At 40.5% G+C, this 20,533-nt stretch carries 19 protein-coding genes and 1 pseudogene; 8 read left to right on the forward strand and 12 right to left on the reverse strand.

Annotated elements, in window-relative coordinates:
- Positions 1-3: 3 nt before the first annotated feature.
- The 3 genes from FVA72_RS15555 to FVA72_RS15565 all read right to left on the reverse strand — a co-directional run bounded on the left by FVA72_RS15555 (position 4) and on the right by FVA72_RS15565 (position 3,205).
- Positions 4-1,365: a PTS transporter subunit EIIC gene (locus FVA72_RS15555; protein WP_094962441.1), complete on the reverse strand. Its 1,362-nt coding sequence runs from the start codon at positions 1,363-1,365 to the stop codon at positions 4-6.
- Between the two features lie 56 nt (positions 1,366-1,421).
- On the reverse strand, positions 1,422-2,342 hold the full coding sequence (gene murQ, locus FVA72_RS15560) for an N-acetylmuramic acid 6-phosphate etherase (RefSeq protein WP_004256554.1): 921 nt from the start codon (positions 2,340-2,342) through the stop codon (positions 1,422-1,424).
- Positions 2,343-2,509: 167 nt separating this feature from the next.
- A complete protein-coding gene (locus tag FVA72_RS15565) occupies positions 2,510-3,205 on the reverse strand; it encodes a sugar-binding protein (RefSeq protein WP_094962439.1) in 696 nt (231 codons plus the stop codon).
- Between the two features lie 367 nt (positions 3,206-3,572).
- Between FVA72_RS15565 and sanA the strand changes: the two genes are divergently transcribed.
- Positions 3,573-4,277 (forward strand): outer membrane permeability protein SanA, encoded by a 705-nt coding sequence (sanA, locus tag FVA72_RS15570; RefSeq protein WP_094962438.1) that lies wholly within the window; start codon positions 3,573-3,575, stop codon positions 4,275-4,277.
- Positions 4,278-4,465: 188 nt separating this feature from the next.
- Here sanA and yeiB read toward each other — a convergent pair whose 3' ends face one another.
- Positions 4,466-5,611 carry a DUF418 domain-containing protein YeiB gene (yeiB, locus tag FVA72_RS15575; RefSeq protein WP_110591368.1) on the reverse strand — a complete coding sequence of 382 codons (1,146 nt, stop codon included), beginning with the start codon at positions 5,609-5,611 and terminating at the stop codon, positions 4,466-4,468.
- A gap of 3 nt (positions 5,612-5,614) precedes the next feature.
- A complete protein-coding gene (gene folE / locus FVA72_RS15580) occupies positions 5,615-6,274 on the reverse strand; it encodes a GTP cyclohydrolase I FolE (RefSeq protein WP_004256561.1) in 660 nt (219 codons plus the stop codon).
- A gap of 449 nt (positions 6,275-6,723) precedes the next feature.
- On the opposite strand from folE, the gene moeA reads away from it, so the two are divergent.
- The 3 genes from moeA (at position 6,724) to FVA72_RS15595 (ending at position 9,268) form a co-directional block, all read left to right on the forward strand.
- On the forward strand, positions 6,724-7,965 hold the full coding sequence (gene moeA, locus FVA72_RS15585) for a molybdopterin molybdotransferase MoeA (RefSeq protein ID WP_004256562.1): 1,242 nt from the start codon (positions 6,724-6,726) through the stop codon (positions 7,963-7,965).
- 5 nt (positions 7,966-7,970) lie between these two features.
- Positions 7,971-8,723: a molybdopterin-synthase adenylyltransferase MoeB gene (gene moeB, locus FVA72_RS15590; protein WP_172412275.1), complete on the forward strand. Its 753-nt coding sequence runs from the start codon at positions 7,971-7,973 to the stop codon at positions 8,721-8,723.
- Positions 8,724-8,932: 209 nt separating this feature from the next.
- Positions 8,933-9,268 (forward strand): zinc ribbon domain-containing protein YjdM, encoded by a 336-nt coding sequence (locus tag FVA72_RS15595; RefSeq protein ID WP_004909208.1) that lies wholly within the window; start codon positions 8,933-8,935, stop codon positions 9,266-9,268.
- 67 nt (positions 9,269-9,335) lie between these two features.
- On the opposite strand, the gene FVA72_RS15600 is transcribed toward FVA72_RS15595, so the two are convergent.
- The 3 genes from FVA72_RS15600 to FVA72_RS15610 all read right to left on the reverse strand — a co-directional run bounded on the left by FVA72_RS15600 (position 9,336) and on the right by FVA72_RS15610 (position 12,233).
- Positions 9,336-10,934, reverse strand: coding sequence for an ABC-F family ATPase (locus FVA72_RS15600; RefSeq protein ID WP_036957930.1), 1,599 nt, complete (start codon positions 10,932-10,934; stop codon positions 9,336-9,338).
- A gap of 234 nt (positions 10,935-11,168) precedes the next feature.
- Positions 11,169-11,627 (reverse strand): GNAT family N-acetyltransferase, encoded by a 459-nt coding sequence (locus FVA72_RS15605; RefSeq protein ID WP_094962434.1) that lies wholly within the window; start codon positions 11,625-11,627, stop codon positions 11,169-11,171.
- A 30-nt stretch (positions 11,628-11,657) separates the two neighbouring features.
- Complete coding sequence (locus FVA72_RS15610) at positions 11,658-12,233, reverse strand: TIGR00730 family Rossman fold protein (RefSeq protein ID WP_094962433.1); 576 nt, start codon at positions 12,231-12,233, stop codon at positions 11,658-11,660.
- A gap of 323 nt (positions 12,234-12,556) precedes the next feature.
- Here FVA72_RS15610 and rhtA point away from each other — a divergent pair, with 323 nt between their 5' ends.
- Positions 12,557-13,444, forward strand: a complete 888-nt coding sequence (gene rhtA, locus FVA72_RS15615; protein WP_004256572.1) for a threonine/homoserine exporter RhtA — start codon at positions 12,557-12,559, stop codon at positions 13,442-13,444.
- A 338-nt stretch (positions 13,445-13,782) separates the two neighbouring features.
- Positions 13,783-14,286, forward strand: coding sequence for a DNA starvation/stationary phase protection protein Dps (gene dps, locus FVA72_RS15620; RefSeq protein ID WP_004256573.1), 504 nt, complete (start codon positions 13,783-13,785; stop codon positions 14,284-14,286).
- Between the two features lie 123 nt (positions 14,287-14,409).
- Here the strand turns inward: dps and FVA72_RS15625 are convergent.
- Positions 14,410-16,067: pseudogene (locus FVA72_RS15625) on the reverse strand (helicase C-terminal domain-containing protein).
- A 257-nt stretch (positions 16,068-16,324) separates the two neighbouring features.
- Between FVA72_RS15625 and FVA72_RS15630 the strand changes: the two are divergent.
- The gene (locus tag FVA72_RS15630) at positions 16,325-16,486 is read left to right on the forward strand and encodes a hypothetical protein (RefSeq protein ID WP_004256593.1); all 162 of its coding nucleotides are present in this window, start codon (positions 16,325-16,327) and stop codon (positions 16,484-16,486) included.
- Between the two features lie 38 nt (positions 16,487-16,524).
- On the forward strand, positions 16,525-17,364 hold the full coding sequence (gene sseA, locus FVA72_RS15635; protein WP_110591366.1) for a 3-mercaptopyruvate sulfurtransferase: 840 nt from the start codon (positions 16,525-16,527) through the stop codon (positions 17,362-17,364).
- Positions 17,365-17,444: 80 nt separating this feature from the next.
- On the opposite strand, the gene FVA72_RS15640 is transcribed toward sseA, so the two are convergent.
- The 3 genes from FVA72_RS15640 to rhlE form a co-directional block, all read right to left on the reverse strand.
- Positions 17,445-17,693, reverse strand: a complete 249-nt coding sequence (locus tag FVA72_RS15640) for a GlsB/YeaQ/YmgE family stress response membrane protein (protein WP_004256598.1) — start codon at positions 17,691-17,693, stop codon at positions 17,445-17,447.
- Positions 17,694-17,852: 159 nt separating this feature from the next.
- Positions 17,853-18,794: a tRNA dihydrouridine(16) synthase DusC gene (gene dusC / locus FVA72_RS15645; protein ID WP_096864122.1), complete on the reverse strand. Its 942-nt coding sequence runs from the start codon at positions 18,792-18,794 to the stop codon at positions 17,853-17,855.
- A gap of 168 nt (positions 18,795-18,962) precedes the next feature.
- Positions 18,963-20,291, reverse strand: coding sequence for an ATP-dependent RNA helicase RhlE (rhlE, locus tag FVA72_RS15650; RefSeq protein WP_110591365.1), 1,329 nt, complete (start codon positions 20,289-20,291; stop codon positions 18,963-18,965).
- Between the last annotated feature and the right edge of the window lie 242 nt (positions 20,292-20,533).

Raw genomic sequence — 20,533 nt, forward strand, 5'->3', positions numbered from 1 at the left:
TAATTATTTTTCTGGATCAGTGAAGCCTATTATCATACTGGCAATGAACCCGACAATCCATGCACCTGCAACAGCAATTAAGAAATCCAATATTTGGCCATCACCCACTAATGGAATTAATGATAACCCTGCTGTTCCAAAAGGAATGATGATCCCGACATGGAAGAACGCCATTAATGCCCCGCCCGCAGCTCCGCCAATGCAACCTGCAATGAATGGTTTACCTAATGGTAATGACACACCAAATAAAAGTGGTTCACCGACACCAAAAATACCCACAGGTAACGCACCGACTAAGGTTTTCTTCAAGCGTTGGTTTTTGGTTTTTAAATAAACCCAGAAACACGAACCCACTTGCCCCATTCCCCCCATAGCTAAAATTGGGAACAAGTAATTCAGACCAAAAGTTTGTAAAATTTCAGCGTGAATTGGGATCAAACCTTGATGTAAACCCGTTAGTAATAAGAATAAGAAACTGCCACCTAAGATCCCCCCCGTCGCCACGGCACCACCACCACTATTTAATAAAGCGACAGAAACACCTTGAGCCAAAATTTGGTTTAAGTAATGTCCTGCGGGTTGGAACACCACAATTGCGACCATCGCAGAGACTAAAATGGTCACAAATGGCGTCACGATAAGGTCTAAGCTTTCTTTAATAATGCTCCTAAACCACACTTCAAATTTAGAAGAGAAAACGACCACCATGAGCACTGCAAAAATCCCCCCGCTACCCGGGACTAATTTCGAACCAAATAAGGTGATATCCGCTAACCCCGGCATCGAAAGTAACCCAGCCATGACCGCACCAATTGAGGTAGATGCACCAAGCTCTTTCGCGGTATTCACCCCAATCATAATTGAAAGATAAACAAAGACTGCGCTACCAATCAATTTTAATAACTTAAATAACTCAGGGAATTGGTCGACAACCCCCGGAGCAACCAAGCGGACGATATTGATTAGCCCCATAATTAGACCACAACCAATCAAAGCTGGAATAGTAGGAACAAATATAGCGGCTAACGTATTCAACGTACGGCGAATGGAAAACGCTTTTTTCTCCGCCGGTGCTGAACTTTCTGATGTCGTAGAGGTGCTACCTTGCATACGTTTGTTCATCACCGAAAAAACTTTCGCTGCGGTTCCCATCCCAACAATCACTTGTTGCTGTTCACCATTAAAAATAACACCTTTTACGCCCTCAATTTGTTTCAAGGACTCAGCATCAAATTTACTGTTATCTTTTAAAACTAAACGGATACGCGTCATACAATGAGTTAATGTTGCCACGTTCTCAAAGCCGCCCGCATATTTTTCTATTTCTCTGGCGAGTACTTCCAGATGTTCTATCTTATTAGCCATATGATCCCCCTGATGTTGACTGAGCCAATAAACCCGCTCTTCAACATGCTATCCCATTACTTAACGGTAATTGCTAACATGCTATCCAAGGTGGTATTTGGATGTTGTTGAACGATATCCGTCGCTTGCTGTGCATTAATTTGTAGCTCATGCATTAAAATTGCGCGTCGTGGATGATAATCCACTTGCGCTAATAACCCTGCCGCGGTGTGTTCATCAATACCGCAGACTTCACTCACAATCCGTTCTGCGCGGCGCAGTAATTTGATATTACTGGCAACAACATCAACCATTAAATTAGTATGAATACGGCCTAGTCTCCCCATCACACAAGTACTTAGCATGCCTAAAATCATTTTTTGCGCAGTACCACTTTTCATACGAGTCGAACCCGATAACACTTCAGGGCCAACATCGGGGGCAATTGCCAATTTTGCTACGTCACTTAATAACCCTCTTCCTCGCGTGGTGATAGCCACCGTTAACGCACCGATTTCATTAGCGTATTCAATACCCGCTAAGGTAAATGGTGTACGTCCACTCGCAGCAATGCCCACCACGACATCTTTGGCACAAAGTTGGCGTTTTTTTAGCTCAGCAATCGCTGATTCTGCTGAATCCTCAATATTTTCAACCGCTTTTAGCATTGCATCTTGGCCACCCGCAATAATCGATTGCACCATTTCAGGTGAAGTACCAAATGTGGGTGGACATTCTGCACTATCTAATACGGCTAACCTACCGCTAGTACCCGCGCCAATGTAAAACAAACGTCCACCTTGCTTTAAGCACTCAGCAACAGCGTCAACCACTTGAGCAATCGCAGGTAGAACAGCCTGAATGGCACCTGCAACCGTGCTATCAGCTTGGTTAATGACGTTCACCATCGATAGCGTATCCAAACGTGAAAACTGCTGCGTTTCCTGATTGAATTCATTGTGTAGACAGTTACTCAGAGTATTTTCGGCTAGAGACATTCAAATGCCCTCATGAAATTTAATTTCATTAAAAAATACATTAAATGAATTTTAATTTCAATTCAAATCACAGCAATTTCGTACCACTTAATTGCGGGTTATGATCTTTCTCACAATAATAGGTTTGTATTGAAAAATACCGGTGACAAAAGCCACCGGCGATAATGCTATTTTACGAACTTACAGGTTCCGAAGGCTGATGGGATGTGAAAATCAGGTTTAACGGAATCAGGTTTGATCCAGCTAATCCATTTACGCACTTGCTTAGGTTCACCCGCGCTGAACTCTCCACGCAAAATGGCACACATTAGTGTCTGTTTGTCTGCGTCTTGCCATAAATCGAGTTTAGTGAATTCATCTAAATCAATTTTTCCCGTTAATACATAACCATTTGGCGTTATTTCACCCACGGTTTGTAATGTTTCCCAGTTCCAACTTGGGTCAACTTCACGGTAATAATTAGCTTTTGCATCGAAAGTACGCCCTTTCGGGTCCATTTCAGCCGTGTAATAAGGTTTTAATTCAGGGCTAGTCGCGAAAAAGAGTTCGACTCGGTCAGAATCTAACACCGCTTGGTCTTTATCTGGGTTATCACCTAACTGAATATCTTTATCATCTGCAATAAAACGGAAATATAGTGCGTCATCACTCCATAAAGCGCGAAAATCTGTTTTGGGAGCCACTTCCTTTTCCCATGGGTAAGTAAAATCGGTTAATACTTCTGCTTTTTCCCAGACTTCAGTACTTTTAGTCGCATCATTGAGTGATTTTAACTGATCGGTATGATTGATTTGGTACTCTTTTGCCGCCACACTTGCTGTAACAAGCACAGCGCTCGCGGCTAGTAATGTCGTTAATTTCATACTTTCCTCACCTATCGGATTAGAGAACTGTTATTCACAAAAAACCGCCAAAGAAACAATATTTCACAGAACACATAAAATATAGAATTAAAATTTCATAATATATAGCTTCATTCTATAAAAACTATCATGATGTGAAGCCGCTCACTCTTTAATGAGAATGTGATTTATCTTTTTCATCCAATGTCTGATTAATTTTAATTCAATTATTAGGCTTAATATTAGTCAACTTCGATTGGTATTCAGACATTGACATGACTTTACGTTACGCGACTTGCGTCACTAATTTAAGTCAAGTAGCCTAAAGACACAGGCCTATTGGGGCTGACAATTTCGGATTATGACTTTTTATTATCAAGGCTAGGACATGAGGAAACGTCTGTTTTTTGGTCTTATTATTATTGCAGGGATCGCATTTACGACCATAATGTTGCTTGATCGCTGGATAAGCTGGGATACCGCCCCCTATATCTATGAAGATGTAGAAAAATTGCCTGCACGCGATGTTGGGATGGTACTTGGCACATCCAAATATTATGCCTCTGGTGTTAATAACCTCTATTATACCTATCGCATTAAAGGCGCAGCAGAGGCATACCACAGTGGAAAAGTTAAATATTTGCTCCTCAGTGGTGATAATGGCGCTCATAATTACAATGAGCCAATCAACATGCGTAAAGATTTAATTAAAGAAGGGGTTCCAGCCTCTAAAATCGTGCTCGATTTCGCAGGTTTTAGGACATTAGACTCCGTAGTACGCACTAAAAAAGTGTTTGATACCGATAATTTTACGATTATTACCCAGCGTTTTCATTGTGAACGCGCGGTCTTTATCGCCAAACATAAAGGTATTGATGCACAATGTTTAGCAGTTCCGACACCTTCTGGAATGTATAGAGTGAGAGTGCGTGAAGTGTTTGCACGGCTAGGCGCTCTGGCGGATTTATATATCTTAAAACGGGAACCTAAATTTTTAGGTGAACAAGAATCCATCCCAGCCCCCATTAAGATGCCAGCAGGAATTAAAGGCTATCCGGCGGTTTCACCGGATGAAGTCAATAAATTGAAGTAGATATAGGTAGATGAATACTCATCTACCTATGAGGTTGTTGACAAAGCGGGATAAAAGCGTGGTTTTTCCCGCTTTGTGTTATCAGCCGAAAATCAATAAATTGATTTTCCTAGTTTATTTTCAATAACCTATTCGACTTGCCGCCAAACATAATATGTTTGTCAGCAGTCTGATAGGTAGATGAATACTCATCTACCTATCAGCTTTCTCGTTAATTTGCGCCAACACCATTCAAGTGGGCCTTGCCTGAAAAACATCAACCAATAATAAGAAAACAATAAATTTGCTCCCCAAATAATGGGAACCAAGACAAGTAATTCAACCCGCGTAAATTGACCAAAATAGCCGAATTGATAAAACAACACGGTACAAATTAGTGTTTGCAAAATATAATTACTCAGCGCCATCCACCCCACATATTGCAAGCCAAGAGCGACTTTGCTGTTTGCCACTGTCGTCCAAAAGCCATACACCAGAGCTATGTATCCTAAAGATTGAAATGGAATAACTAGCTCATTAATAATATAACCAATGATTGATGTTGAAAAATAACTCCAATTGAATTGGCTTTGCATGTATAGCGAAACTATTTGGACCAATATAGATGGCAAGATAAATATGTAGGCTACCTTGCGGTAGTGTTGAGCGCTAAATTGCCCTCGTAACCAACCATTTTTCATTAGCAGTGCGCCAATAATCATCAATGCCGCTAATTGCCAGCCATATTGGATAACCAACATTTCAACCATTTTGAGCATCTCTGACGCTCGATAAAGCACGCCATCCATTCCCCCTGAGGTATGTATCGCATATTCAAATGCCAGTTGCTCATCAGAGGTTTGCCAAAAACCGGAGGGGTCTACACTACTACCCAACACGAGCAAGATAACTAACCCAATCAAATAGATTGATAGTGCTATTTTCAATAAAAAACCATCTTCATATTGATTAAGCAGATAGGTTACCAACAAGCCCGTCAATGCATAAGCCAAAAGAATATCACCATCCCAAAAACCAACCCCATGAATCACCCCAAACAGGGCTAAAACCAATAGACGGCACCGGTTCCAACGAAGAGAACGGGGTTGTAATAAAGCAAGGGTTGCCCCAAATAGGATTGAAAAAATAGCGAGAACTTTGCCTTGAAAAAGGACATTGAAAATCCCCCAGAGGTAAGCCTCTGAGTCGGGTGTTTTATTGGTGTAATAAGGGTTTAAATACGCCGCTTGTGGTAAAGCAAAAGCAAAGATATTCATTAAAAGAATACCTAAAATCGCCATACCACGAACAGCGTCAAGTTGGCCAATGCGACTTGACGGCGTCGTTGCTGTCATAAATTATAAGTGACGCACTGCACGTAAAAATTCTTGCCGTGTATTTTGGCTTGATTTAAATAACCCGCCTAATGACGTTGTTGTTGTTGCACTTGTCGCGTCACGAATACCACGTGCTTTCACGCAATAATGCACTGCATCGATACAAACAGCTACATTTGTTGTTCCCAATAATGTTTGCAAAGCAACCAAAATTTGCTGTGTTAAGCGCTCTTGCACTTGTGGACGCTGTGAGAAAAATTGCACAATTCGATTAATTTTCGATAAACCAATGACTTTATCTTTTGGAATATAGGCAACCGTAGCCTTTCCATCAATCGTAACAAAATGGTGCTCACAGGTACTTGTTAACGTAATATCACGCACAGTGACCATTTCATCCACTTTCATTTTATTTTCAATTAAAGTGATTTTTGGAAAGTTTGCGTAATCAAGCCCTGAAAAAATTTCATCAACATACATTTTTGCGATGCGACGAGGGGTATCAGCTAAACTGTCATCGGTTAAATCCAAATTCAGTAGCGTCATGATCTCTGTCATGTGCCCTTCAATCAGTTTCTTACGTTCGTCGCCTGATTTTGGCTGGATACGTAAAGGCGTTTCTAGGCCTCTAGCCTCCAACGCGGCATGAACTAATTCGGCCTCTTTACTCAGAGATGACATGTGATCCTCCACAAATGGTATAACTATTTTTATAAAATGCAGGTGTGCGGTACTCTAAAACAGCAGGTAGAGATAATCCAGTACAACATCGTTAATCGCTGTGAAATATTTGCATTTTACCCTGCAATTTATTCACCAAATGAATACATACATTAAAAGGTTTTACACCTTATATAAGGTGATTAGTAGCACATTTTTTATCAATGTTTTAACCTTGAATGGCGATAAACGAATAAACTTGAAATGATTAACGCAATAAATAATCTAAAAATAGGTCATTTCATGCGTAATTTTGTCTGTGGTAATGCCTCCCTATTCGTTAAATCTAACCAAAAGCTATCTGTAATCAATTTCTATTCATTCACCCACTAATGGATTTCTGCCATAATATGCATCACGAACACATTTTAAAGCCTCAAGGCAGATAACAATAATGAGGGTCATTATTTATGGATCAGTGTCATACTAACGATTTGATTTCTCTAGATGTTGCATTGGAAAAATTACTATCTCAAACGAAAACCGTCACAGATACAGAAATCATTCCACTGACCTCCTCTGCACAACGCATCATTGCGACAGACCTGATTTCCCCTATCAATGTTCCACCATTTGATAATTCTGCTATGGATGGTTATGGCTTACGTTTCGCCGATTGGGATGGTAAAACGCCAATGCCTGTAGCAGGTAAATCTTTTGCGGGTAACCCGATGGAAGGTGAACTAAAAGCAGGTTGCTGCGTACGTATTATGACAGGCGCACCAATTCCACAAGGAGTGGATACCGTTGTGATGCAAGAATCTACACAACAAACGGACCAAGGTATTGTATTCACCCAACCAATTAAACAAGGTAGTAATATCCGCAAAGCAGGGGAAGATATCACCCAAGGCAGTGCCGTATTCCCTGCGGGCACCTTACTAACGACCGCTCAGCTACCTTTAATTGCTTCACTGGGTATTGCTGATGTCACCGTATATCGCCGCCTTAAAGTTGCCGTTTTTTCAACGGGAGATGAGCTACAAGCCGTCGGCCTTCCTTTAGCAGATGGGCAAATTTATGATACTAACCGTTTTACCGTTCGTCTGATGCTGGAAAAACTTAATTGTGAAGTGCTTGATTTAGGGGTAATACCGGACTCGCCCGAAAAACTCAAGCAAACCTTTATCGAAGCTAACCAACACGCTGATTTAGTGATCAGTAGTGGCGGTGTTTCCGTAGGTGAAGCCGACTATACCAAACAAATTTTGGATGAATTAGGCACCATTGGTTTTTGGAAGTTAGCCATTAAACCAGGAAAACCCTTTGCTTTTGGTAAGCTGAGCGACGCTTGGTTTTGTGGGCTACCGGGGAACCCTGTTTCCGCCGCACTCACCTTCTATCAATTGGTTCAACCGCTGATTGCCCGCCTTTCAGGACACAGCCAATGGCGTGCTCCGCTACGCTTTAAGGTTCCAGTGACCACCGCGTTGAAGAAAAGCCCGGGCCGTTTAGATTTTCAACGAGGAATTCTAAGCACCAATGAGCAAGGGCAGTTGCAAGTCGCCACGACGGGTCACCAAGGCTCACATGTGTTTAGTTCATTTAGTTTAGCCAACTGTTTTATTGTCCTTGAAAGAGAACGTGGGCGCGTTGAAGCAGGTGAAATGGTTGAAGTCGAAATGTTTAACTATTTATTAAAAAGTGAATAATAACAGTGCAAGAGCTTAGCGATCCGGAAATGTTGCGGTACAACCGCCAAATTATCCTCCGTGGGTTTGATTTCGATGGGCAGGAAAAACTTAAAGCTGGCAAAGTACTGGTTATTGGCCTTGGCGGTTTAGGCTGTGCCGCAACTCAATACCTTGCTGCTGCTGGTGTCGGTCATCTGACATTGGTGGATTTCGATACCGTGTCATTGTCTAACTTGCAACGGCAAATTTTGCACCGTGACGTCACCATTGGTACACCGAAAGTTGATTCAGCTAAAGCGCAACTTGCTGCCATTAACCCATATATTCAAATTGACACCGTCAATGCACAACTTGATGATGCACAACTTGATGAATTAATTATGCATCATGATGTGATCTTAGACTGCACAGATAACGTTGCCATTCGTGAACAGCTCAACCGCTTGTGTTTACCACGAAAAAAACCACTGGTTTCAGGTGCTGCTATTCGCATGGAAGGGCAATTATCTGTTTTCACTTATGAAGAAAACACCCCTTGCTATCACTGTTTAAGCCGTTTATTTGGTGAAAATAACTTAACTTGTGTGGAAGCAGGGGTTATGTCCCCTTTAGTCGGTACCATTGGTACGCTAGAAGCGATGGAAACCATTAAATTATTAGCTAATTATGGGAAAGTTAATTCAGGAAAAGTATTGCTATTTGATGCAATGACCATGGATTTTCGCCAATTTAAACTTAGCAAAGACCCGCATTGTGAAGTCTGTGCTAAAAGCTAACTGCTAAATTTTCGGGCAAGTTGGCTTTTCTCATCATTCAGGCGAGGCTTTTCTCGCCTTTTTCCTATTTTTATTACATCAAAATTAAGAATAATCCGAAAAAATAATTTAATTGCCCTTTCACCTTATACTATCTCTCTTTTGTGGTGCTTGATGGTTTAAATATCACCACTGTTTATTCTTTTGATAAAGTTACTGAGAGTATGAATATGCAATTCCCTCCTTGCCCGAAATGCCAGTCTGAATACACCTATACTGATAACGATATGTATATCTGCCCTGAGTGCGCGCATGAATGGAATGATGCCGAACCTGTAGCTGATATTGATGAATTGATTGTAAAAGATGCCAATGGCAACCTGTTAGCTGATGGTGATACCATCACGGTTATTAAAGATCTCAAAGTCAAAGGCAGCTCTTCTATGCTAAAAATTGGTACCCGCGTTAAAGGTATCCGTTTGGTCGAAGGCGACCACAATATCGACTGTAAAATTGATGGTTTCGGTCAAATGAAACTGAAATCTGAGTTTGTGAAGAAAAACTAAGTTTACTTCACCCATTAAAAAGCCCTCAAAATTTGAGGGCTTTTTGTTTCTAATCTAAAAACTCTATTTAGATAACCACACCTTGGCTTGTCAGGTATTCGTCATAAGTACCTTTGAAATCAATTACTTTATCTTCTTTGATTTCTAAAATACGGCTCGCTAACGAGCTAACAAACTCACGGTCATGAGAAACGAAAATTAATGTACCTTTGTATAATTCGAGGGCTAAGTTTAATGACTCGATAGACTCCATATCCAAGTGGTTGGTTGGCTCATCCATAATCAAAATATTTGGCTGTTGCATCATTAACTTACCAAATAACATACGCCCTTGTTCACCACCGGATAACACTTTAACTTTCTTTTTAATGTCATCTTGAGAAAACAGTAAACGGCCTAAAATACTGCGCACCGCTTGCTCGTCATCCCCTTCACTTTTCCACTGACTCATCCAGTCAAACACGGTTAAATCCGTTTCAAAATCTTCTGCGTGGTCTTGGGCATAGTACCCAATGCTGCTGTTTTCTGACCATTTAACCATTCCACTCGTTGCAGGCTGTTCGCCCACCAGCGTTTTTAAGAATGTGGTTTTACCGATACCATTAGCACCAATAACTGCCATTTTTTCGCCAACTTCCAGTAATAAATTGACGTTTTTGAATAATGGCCCTTGGTCATAACCGTTCGTTACCGCTTCTAATTCCAGTGCATTACGGAACAATTTTTTCTCTTGTTCAAAACGAATGAATGGGTTTTGACGGCTAGACGCTTTCACTTCATCCAATTGAATTTTATCAATTTGACGTGCGCGTGAAGTCGCTTGTTTCGATTTAGATGCGTTAGCGCTAAAGCGGCTAACAAAAGATTGCAGTTCTGCAATTTGTGCTTTTTTCTTCGCGTTATCTGCCAGTAAACGCTCACGTGCTTGAGTTGCCGCGATCATATATTCATCATAGTTACCAGTGAATAAACGCAATTCACCGTAATCTAGATCAGCCATATGGGTACATACGGTATTTAAAAAGTGCCTATCATGGGAAATAATGATCATAGTACAGTTACGATCGTTCAGCACTTGCTCTAACCAACGAATCGTATCGATATCCAAGTTATTCGTCGGCTCATCGAGTAATAAGATATCAGGGTCAGAAAATAGGGCTTGAGCCAACAGTACCCGCAGCTTCCAGCCTGGCGCGACTTCACTCATCGGCCCATAGTGTTGTTCAACAGGAATACCCACACCTAGTAATAATTCACCTGCACGCGCTTCCGCACTATAACCGTCCATTTCACCATAAGCGACTTCTAGGTCAGCCACACGGTAGCCGTCTTCTTCGCTCATTTCAGGTAAGGCGTAGATTCTATCGCGCTCTTGTTTGACGTCCCACAGCTCGCTATGGCCCATAATCACGGTATCAAGTACGGTAAATTCTTCAAATGCGAACTGATCTTGGCGAAGTTTACCAATACGCTCATTTGGATCAGTCGTGCTCACATTTCCAGCTGTAGGGGTTAAATCTCCCCCTAAAATCTTCATAAACGTGGATTTACCCGCGCCATTTGCGCCGATCAAACCATAACGGTTGCCTGTGCCAAATTTAACTGAAATGTTTTCAAACAGTGGCTTACTGCCAAACTGCATAGTGATATTGTTCGTTGTTAACACTGCTATGCCTTAAATTAAACGGTGTAAAATAGCCTGCGATGATTAGGGGTCTATGACTACAGCGTGCAAAACAACCCAAAATAGTGATTTGAGCAGCAAAATACACTCTATGTATGGTCATTAGAGTATGGCAGGTATAAATAGCGGCGCATTATGCCATATTACACCGCTTAGATCTTGTGCTGTTTTCAGCAAATTGATTAACACGAAAGGAAAGGCTGACTAAATGCCAAACTAAAGAGCGATCCCCATAGTACGGCTGATCTCGGTTAGCCCTTCTCGCTCATAAAATTTAATCGCTTTATGGTTTTGCGCTAACACTGACAACTCCAAGTGGCTTAGTTGTCGACTTTTTGCCCAGGCTTTCATCGCATTTAGTAATTTTTGCCCTGCTTTTTCACCACGGAAATTAGGAGCAACCACTAGGTCAAAGATATAACCAAAATTTCGAGGAACAACACAGTTATAAGGGTCAGCAGCTTGTTGTTGTGCAATACAAAACCCTTTAATCTCACTGTTAAATTCAGCAACTAATAAACAAAATTTATCGTCAATAATCGCATTTTCAATAAATTCCCTAGTCTGCTCCGCTGGTTGTAAACGTTCAGGGTCGAATAATGCCATTTCCGAAAACAAAATTTGGTAAAGCGATAAAATGGATTCTACATCACTTTTAATAGCTTCCCTTATCATGCATTCCTCTCTGTGATTTTAATATTAACGCTAGTCGTAGGTTTTAATTGGTGGGGCGACATAAGATTCAAAACTTTCTAATAACTCAGCGGGAGAATCATTCACAATCGCCATATGACGGTATTTTTCATGGAGGAAACCTTCATCTGCCATCTTATTTGTCATATCAATCAATGGTTGCCAATAATTATTAATATTAAATAAAGCGCATGGCTTAGCATGTAAACCAATTTGGCTCCAAGTAAATACTTCTGCATACTCTTCAAGCGTGCCATAACCGCCAGGCAAAGCGACAAAGGCATCCGCAAGCTCAATCATTTTACTTTTACGCTGATGCATCGTTTCAACTTTATACAACTCAGTTAAATTCTTATGAGAAATTTCACGTTCTTCTAGCAATAATGGGATCACCCCAATCGCTTTTCCCCCTAATGACAATACGGTATCAGCAACTGTCCCCATAATTCCCACGCTCGCTCCACCATAGACTAACGTGATATCACGTTTAACCATTTCTTTAGCAAACTCAATGGCTTTTTGCTGATAGACCTCATTTTTTCCCATACTGGAACCACAATACACTGCAATACTTTTAATTTTTCCCATTTGTTCCTCATTTTCCATTTTTATTGTGACTTTTTAGTTAAAGCACTGAATTATACGAGCCTAATACAGAAGCTCAAGCTTCACTCTTCGCCATAATAAAATGAGACTTACTCATGTTTATAGCACTGCTATTCACCTAAACCAACATGTTGACAACCAATAAAGCACATTTACCCCCTTATTCTCTATAGCTAAACCATAAACAAATATAAAGCCGTGCTGTTTTATGAGATAATCTTTAAGAAATTATTTTTCATCACTGAATACTTATTTTCTAAATATTTATTATCAATTAAGTTACGTTTTCCGAGGTTTACTTATTTATGTCTGCCGACACTAAAAAGAGCGCATTTCCGCTATTACCTATAGGGTTATTACTGCTTGCAATGACCTCTATTCAAAGCGGAGCTTCTTTAGCTAAAACTTTATTTCCTGTTATCGGCGCTCCCGGTGTTACTGGTTTACGTTTATTGCTTGCTACTATTATTTTGTTCGTTATTTTTAAGCCTTGGCGTTTAAAATTCAGAAAAAATTCGCTAGTTCCATTGCTTGCTTATGGGTTATCCCTAGGTACGATGAATTATTTGTTTTACCTATCTCTTGAACGAATTCCATTAGGGATAGCTGTTGCTTTAGAATTTACTGGTCCTTTAGCCGTTGCGATGTTTTCTTCTCGCCGTCCGATTGATTTTTTATGGATAGCCCTTGTTATTGTTGGGTTATTATTCTTACTTCCAATCGGCGATAATATTGATTCCATTGATACACTCGGTGCTCTCTATGCTCTCGGAGCCGGTGTCTGCTGGGGGTTATATATTATATTCGGGCAACGTGCAGGAGCGGGTTACGGTGCAGCAACCGTTGCAATAGGTTCATTTATTTCTGCCATGATCTTCTTCCCTATCGGCTTAATGCAAACAGGTGTCGAGGTGATGTTCGACCCCTCAATTTTACCTATTGCACTAGCAGTCGCGATTTTATCAACCGCATTTCCTTATACATTAGAAATGATCGCGCTAACGCGTTTACCAGCCCGAACTTTTGGTACATTGATGAGCCTTGAACCTTGTATGGGCGCATTTTTAGGAATTGTTTTCCTAAATGAGCACTTAACGATGACTCAATGGTTGGCATTATTATGTATTGTCTGTGCTTCTATTGGTTCCACCTCAACAGCGGTACCAAAGTCAAAAATCGAAAAAGTGTCCTAGTCACTAAAAACTATAAGCAAACAAAGACAATCAAGGTTAATAAATTCGATATATAGATATTTATTAACCTTTTTTCGTGTAAAGTTTTATTCATCAATTTGAAATAATCTATTTTTATTTCTAGTTTATGCTTTAAATAAAAATTTATCATCTCTATCGCACTTATTGTCAAAAACGATTAGTACCGAAGATCCACAATTAATTAACGGTTAATAAAGTATATCGAATAGACCTATTAAATTAATCGTTTATTACATTATGACAAATTAGTTTGGTTATTTTATATTTATTGACAGATGAGGTTACTAAACAAATTCATATTTAAGAGAGGATGAATCATGAGCACAGCTAAATTATTTAAAGCATCTTCAAATGAACTTTTATATACACGTAATGATATGGAAGACAGCGTAAAATTGGAAACCATTGGAATTCTTAATGTTATGGTGGTCCATTTTACCGATCTCTCTCTAATGACTAAACAAGCCCACTGGAATATGCGTGGCCGTAATTTTATTGCTATCCATGAAATGCTAGATGGCTTTAGAACCACGTTAGTTGAACATTTAGATGAATTCGCAGAGCGCGCGGTTCAATTGGGAGGTGTTGCTATTGGTACAACGCAAGAAGTTAACCGCTTCACCTCGTTAGAAGCTTACCCAATTAATATCCATAGTGTACAAGACCACTTAAAAGCGTTAGCCGACCGCTATGCTATTGTCGCGAATGATATCCGTAAAGCCATTGATGAGGTGGAAGACGAAGACACTGCGGATATGTTTACCGCAGCTTCCCGCGATATGGATAAATTCCTCTGGTTCTTAGAAGCAAATATTGAGTAATGTCGTAAATAGAGTCAATTAAAATTGACCAATGGCCACTGTAGAGTGGCCATTTTATTTGCGAGTCATTAACTATAATCAAACTGTTATTCAAATACCTAAAAATAAAATAAGTTAACTTAGTTATTTACTGTTTTTAGGTATCTCAGGTTGTTCTATAGGAAATACAGGTAATGCATTTAATAGCCTTTTACCATAATTTTTAGTTAGCAAACGTTTATCATAAATAATAATTTCACCATAGCACTCATGACTACGAATCAACCTACCTGCTTGCTGTATCAAGTTAAATGAGGCGCTAGGTAAACTTTGTACTTCAAATGGGTATCGCTTCAATGATTTCAACCAATCCCCTTCGGTGATAATCACAGGGTTTGTTACTGGTGGAAATGCAATTTTATGAATATGGACCTGAGTTAAATATTCCCCTTTTAGGTCTAACCCCTCAGCAAACGATTGTAAGCCAATTAAGGCACTAGATTGCCCTTGGTTAATTCTTTCGCAATGAGTTTCGACTAACCGGTAACGTGGTTGATCTCCTTGAACTAAAAGCTGCAAACGCAAATCCTTTACGTGCTCAAGAAAACCTTCCATCGCTCTTTGGCTACTAAATAAAACCAGTACTCCACGGTGAGTATTTTTAGTGAATTGTTCACGGAAAAATACTGCCATTTCCGCTAAGTGTTCAGCTTCAGTGTTTATCGTTGGCTCATATTCCATTTTAGGAATAATAATTTTTCCCTGCTCAACATGGTTAAAAGGAGAAGACAATGTCACGAAGCGGTCATCACTTTTTTCGGATAACCCAGTAAGTTCCATAAAACGTGAATAACTGTTCAATGACCTCAGTGTTGCCGAGGTAGTTGCTGTAACCGTTCGGGGTTAGCTAACTTTGGTGGCTTCGCCGGACGAAATTGCCCCATGTACTGCCCAACATGCTGAATAAAGCTATCAAGCTGTGCCGTTAGTTGAACTAACGTAATTTCGCCTTCAACTTCAAGGGCATCCCTTGCAACATCCGGAACATGATGGCCTTCATCAAGCACTAATAATAAATTTTTCGGGTCAGGTAATACCGATTCACTTTCCATTGCAGCCATAACTAACGCATGATTAGCAACCACCACATCGGCATCTTCGATTTCCCGCCTAGCAATAAAAAATGGGCAACGCTGATAAAATTGACAATTACGACCTAAACAATTCATTTTATCTGTGCTGACTTTGCGCCATAAGCTATCACTAAATGCACGTTTGTGGTGATCCCTTAGCCCATCCCATGCAAAACTCTGAAAGTCATGCCGCAGTTGCTGACAAATAGCCCGCTCTTCACTATTCGCAATTTCTGTTTTATCTTCCACCAATAACATTAAATCAATTTGTTCGCCTTCCGCGGCACAAATAGCTTCTAAATTACGAGGGCAAACATAACGAGCACGCCCAAACGCCCCTGTATATTTTAAATCAGGAATAATTTTGCTTAATAAGGGTAAATCTTTACTATAAATTTGGTCTTGTAATGCCACATTCGCCGTACTGACCACTAAGGTTTTACCTTCTTCCCTACCAACCGCTATCCCTGGTATTAAATAAGATAGCGTTTTACCCACCCCAGTAGGCGCTTCTATAACCAAATGGCGGCCGTCATCATCTGCTAAATTTTTTGCGACTTGCGCGATCATCTGCCGCTGCGGTGATCGGGAAACAAACCCGTCAATTTGTACGGACAACCCTTTATACCACTGAGTTATTTGTTCTTTAGTTTTATTCGACAGGGACATAAATTATGCAGGTGACCAAAGTTAAAATGAAAGATAACGAAACTGACAACAATACGGAATATGTAAAAAACGCTTTTGCCAACCGCTTCGCAAAACTACTGTATTAATACCCATTATACATAAAAATTGGGAAGCTTTTTGCAAAACGCCCATTCTGCAACAGAAAAAATAGCTTTTAACTTGTTTGCAACACTCATCCGGTTATACTTTGAGTTCTTATATCATTTGGATTTTTATCACTAGGCAGGCTATAGAAAATGAAAAAGGTTGTTATCGCACTTTGCGCATTATGCGCTTTTGGTTCTGTAGGCGGTATTGTTTTAGCGGGTATGAACATTTATACACGTTCAACCACACCACTTGAGCAAGGGCAACCGCAATCCCCTTCAGCACTGCCAGCACCCAATCAAATTCAGTAATTTTAAAATAATTTATCAGCCCAGGATGGAGATAGCTTATGTACAACGATTATTTCGTAACCCCACAATGGTTAAATTCACATCTATTTGATGATAACATCATTGTACTCGATGCTTCTTCTCCACCACCGACCGCACCTTATGATTGCCGCCAACAATATCTAGAAGAACATATTCCTAACGCTCAGTTCTTTCATCAAGATGAAATTGCAGACAAAAGCTGTGATTTACCCCATATGCTGCCAAGTGCCGATGTTTTTAGCCAAGCAGTTAGTGCCATGGGCATAGGTAATGACACCCAAGTTATTATTTATTCACAGAATAACTTATTTTCATCCCCAAGAGCTTGGTGGACTTTCACCACTATGGGCTGCAAAAACGTTAAGATTTTAGCTGGTGGCATCGATGCTTGGAAAGCAGCAGGGTTTGATGTTCAGTCCGGGGAAGTCACTCCGCCAGCTGCGAAGCAATTCCATGCCACACGTAAAGACAGTAACGCACTGAATCAAGAGCAAATGCTTGATATTGTAAATCAAGGAAAAATTCAAATTATTGATGCTCGTGCAGAACCACGCTTTCTTGCTCAAGCGCCAGAACCACGTCCGGGTCTACGTATGGGGCATATTCCTGGGAGCAAAAACGTCCCATGGGATCTTCTCGTTGAAAAGGGTGAATTCAAATCACCGAAGCAACTTAAAACTATTTTTACTAAACAAGGTGTCGATATCCATGCACCTTCAGTGATGACCTGTGGTTCAGGAATGACCGCAGCTGTGGTATTAATGGCATTAACATTATTAGGTAACCAAAACGTGCGTTTGTATGATGGTTCATGGGCCCAATGGGGGCAAGATAACGGCCTGCCAATCGAGTCGTAATCCTCTTCTTCCATAAAAATATAAGCCACTTGATATTTAAGTGGCTTATAGAATGAAGATTTACCAAGTAGAGGAAATGGTTATTTGGCAAATATCCCGGCTAAGAACAGTACGACAATCGCACCGATAACCGCGACAACAAAACTCCCAAAGTTGAAACCATCAACTTTTCCTTTACCAAAGAAAGTACTGATGTAACCACCCACAACGGCACCAACAATCCCCAGCACGGTGGTCATAATGAACCCCATGTGATAAGTACCTGGCATCAGCCACTTAGCTAAAACACCTGCAATTAGACCAAAAATAATCCAAGCAATTACACCCATCTTACGCCTCCCAGACTAGGTAATTTCACTATAATGTCAAAATGTTCTCATATAATAGTAGAGCTTTAAATAAATTAAATCGCTCTCCTACCAATTAAGTAAAGACCCTATAAGTTAATTTCGCAACTATAAAATTTTGCCAATCAACATTATTCATAACTAATTGCTCACAATTTCAGTTATCACTTGCGCAATCTGTTGGGCATTTTTTAACGACCTAACCTGAGAAAAAAGTTCATCTGCTTGATGATATTCTTTACGTAAATAGCCTAGCCATTGCTTAATCCGGGCTGCATGGTAATGGCCGGTATCCCCTTGTTTTTCAAGTTCTGTATACTTTAATAACAACCTGCCAACTTGCTCCCAAGGCATTTTAGATTCATTAAATTTGACCACTCGACTTAGGTTTGGGGTGTTTAGTGCTCCACGACCAATCATCACGGCATCACAACCTGTGATTTCAAGGCAGCGCTGTGCACTTGCATAGTCCCAAATTTCACCATTAGCAATCACTGGGATCGATAATTTACGGCGGATCTCTCCAATGGCAGACCAATTAATACTCTCTGCTTTATAACCGTCTTCTTTGGTTCTACCATGGACAGTAAGTTCTGTTGCCCCCGCCTGTTGAACCGCATCTGCAATTTCATAAGCAAATTCGGAACTATCCCACCCCAAACGAACCTTAACCGAAATAGGTAATTCTTTTGGAACTGCTTCACGCATTGATTTCGCAGCTTGATAAATCAAATCAGGTTGCTTCAATAACGTCGCACCACCACCGTGGCCATTAACTGTTTTTGATGGACACCCGCAATTTAAATCAACCCCCCAAGATCCTAACTCGACCGCTCGATTTGCGTTCTCTGCCAACCACTGAGGGTGTTGCCCTAATAACTGCACGCGAACTAATGTCCCTGAAGGGGTACGACTACCATGTTTTAGTTCAGGGCATAAACGGTAAAAAGTTTTTGCTGGTAAAAGAGTATCAACCACGCGAACAAACTCTGTTATGCACAGGTCATAGTCATTAACTTCGCTTAATAGACAACGTACTAAAGGGTCTAAAACTCCTTCCATAGGAGCTAATAAAACGCGCATAAATGGCTCACAAAAAACGTAATAACACCTGCTTATCATACCGTTTATTGAATAGATGAGCAGGAAAATTCTAAGATGGGGGTGACCAGTGACAGGCTTGAAATAGTTTCACAGGTAGCTCTAGTTAATGCCATTAACATTAAAAAGAGCTACAAGCTTTATGGAAGATTAGCTGTCACTTCGCCCTTGTTTGACTTTTTTCTGGGCGTTTTTCCATGGGGAACTTGCCCCCTTCCCTGAACTAGGCTTTGACGATGGCGAATTACTGCGACGTGGTGGTTTACCTTGATTTCTATCACCTGAACGACGTTCATTGCGTTGTGGTGTTTTTTGAATAGGCTCCGCCTTTATGGAGGGGTCGGGCTCATAGCCTTCAATCGCCATCAATGGAATCGATTTTTTCAATAATTTTTCAATATCCTTGAGTAACTTAGCCTCATCGATACATACTAAGGAAACTGCCATCCCAGTTGCTTCTGCACGGCCTGTACGACCGATACGGTGAACATAGTCTTCTGCAACATTAGGAAGCTCAAAATTCACCACATAAGGAAGCTGTTCAATATCAAGGCCACGAGCTGCGATATCCGTTGCCACTAACACACGAATATCCCCAGATTTAAAATCAGCTAATGCACGAGTACGAGCCCCTTGGCTCTTGTTACCATGGATAGCAGCAGCTTTGACACCATCTTTATTTAAATGCTCAGCGAGACGGTTTGCACCATGTTTTGTACGTGTAAAAACAAGAACTTGTTGCCAGTTTTCACGGCCAATCATAAACGAAAGTAATTCCGCTTTTCGTTTTTTATCAACCAGATGAACATATTGAGTCACTTGCTCAGAAGCTGAGTTTCGCGGAGCAACCTCAATAGTTACAGGGTTATTGAGTAATTTATTCGCTAATTGTTTGATTTCGTCAGAAAACGTCGCTGAGAACAATAAGTTTTGACGTTTTTTAGGTAATTTATTAATCACCCTACGAATATCATGAATGAACCCCATATCTAACATACGGTCAGCTTCATCCAGAACAAAAACTTCGACTTGGGAAAGATCTACTGCATTTTGATGTTCTAAATCTAATAAGCGCCCCGGAGTTGCAATTAAGATATCAACCCCGCCACGTAACTTCATCATTTGTGGGTTAATACTTACCCCACCAAAGACGACAAAAGAACGAATACGCAGGTGACGGCTATATTCTTTTACATTTTCAGCAACTTGCGCTGCAAGCTCCCTTGTTGGCGTCAAAATTAACGCACGAATAGGCTTGCGATCCTTTCCTGCTCGAGGAGTTGTAATCAGCTTCTGTAAAATTGGCAATGTAAAACCCGCTGTTTTACCTGTACCAGTTTGGGCGCTAGCTAAAAGGTCGTTTCCTGCAAGCACGGCTGGGATAGCTTGTTGTTGAATAGGCGTAGGGCTTTCATAACCTAATTCATTAATGGCAAGCAAAATTTCCTCGTTTAACGCGAGGTCTGAAAAAGTAGTCAAATTAAATTACTCCGGGCTTCACCGCTTCAAATTGAATGTGGCAGTTATGGGGGAAGTGAGTCAGAAGATAAAGCGCAAACTGCCGTGCGACACTGTGTAAAATTCTAACATTATTTACAGATGATAAATATATTAATTTAGTTTGGTTAATAAATTAATATAAAATCCGACCCACATAGTATATATACTTACATTGTACTATGAGATGTCGTTTTTTACTTTTTATAAAAATGAAAAGCCAT

The organism is Providencia sp. PROV061 (assembly GCF_011045655.1).
GTDB classification, from domain to species: Bacteria; Pseudomonadota; Gammaproteobacteria; order Enterobacterales; family Enterobacteriaceae; genus Providencia; species Providencia hangzhouensis.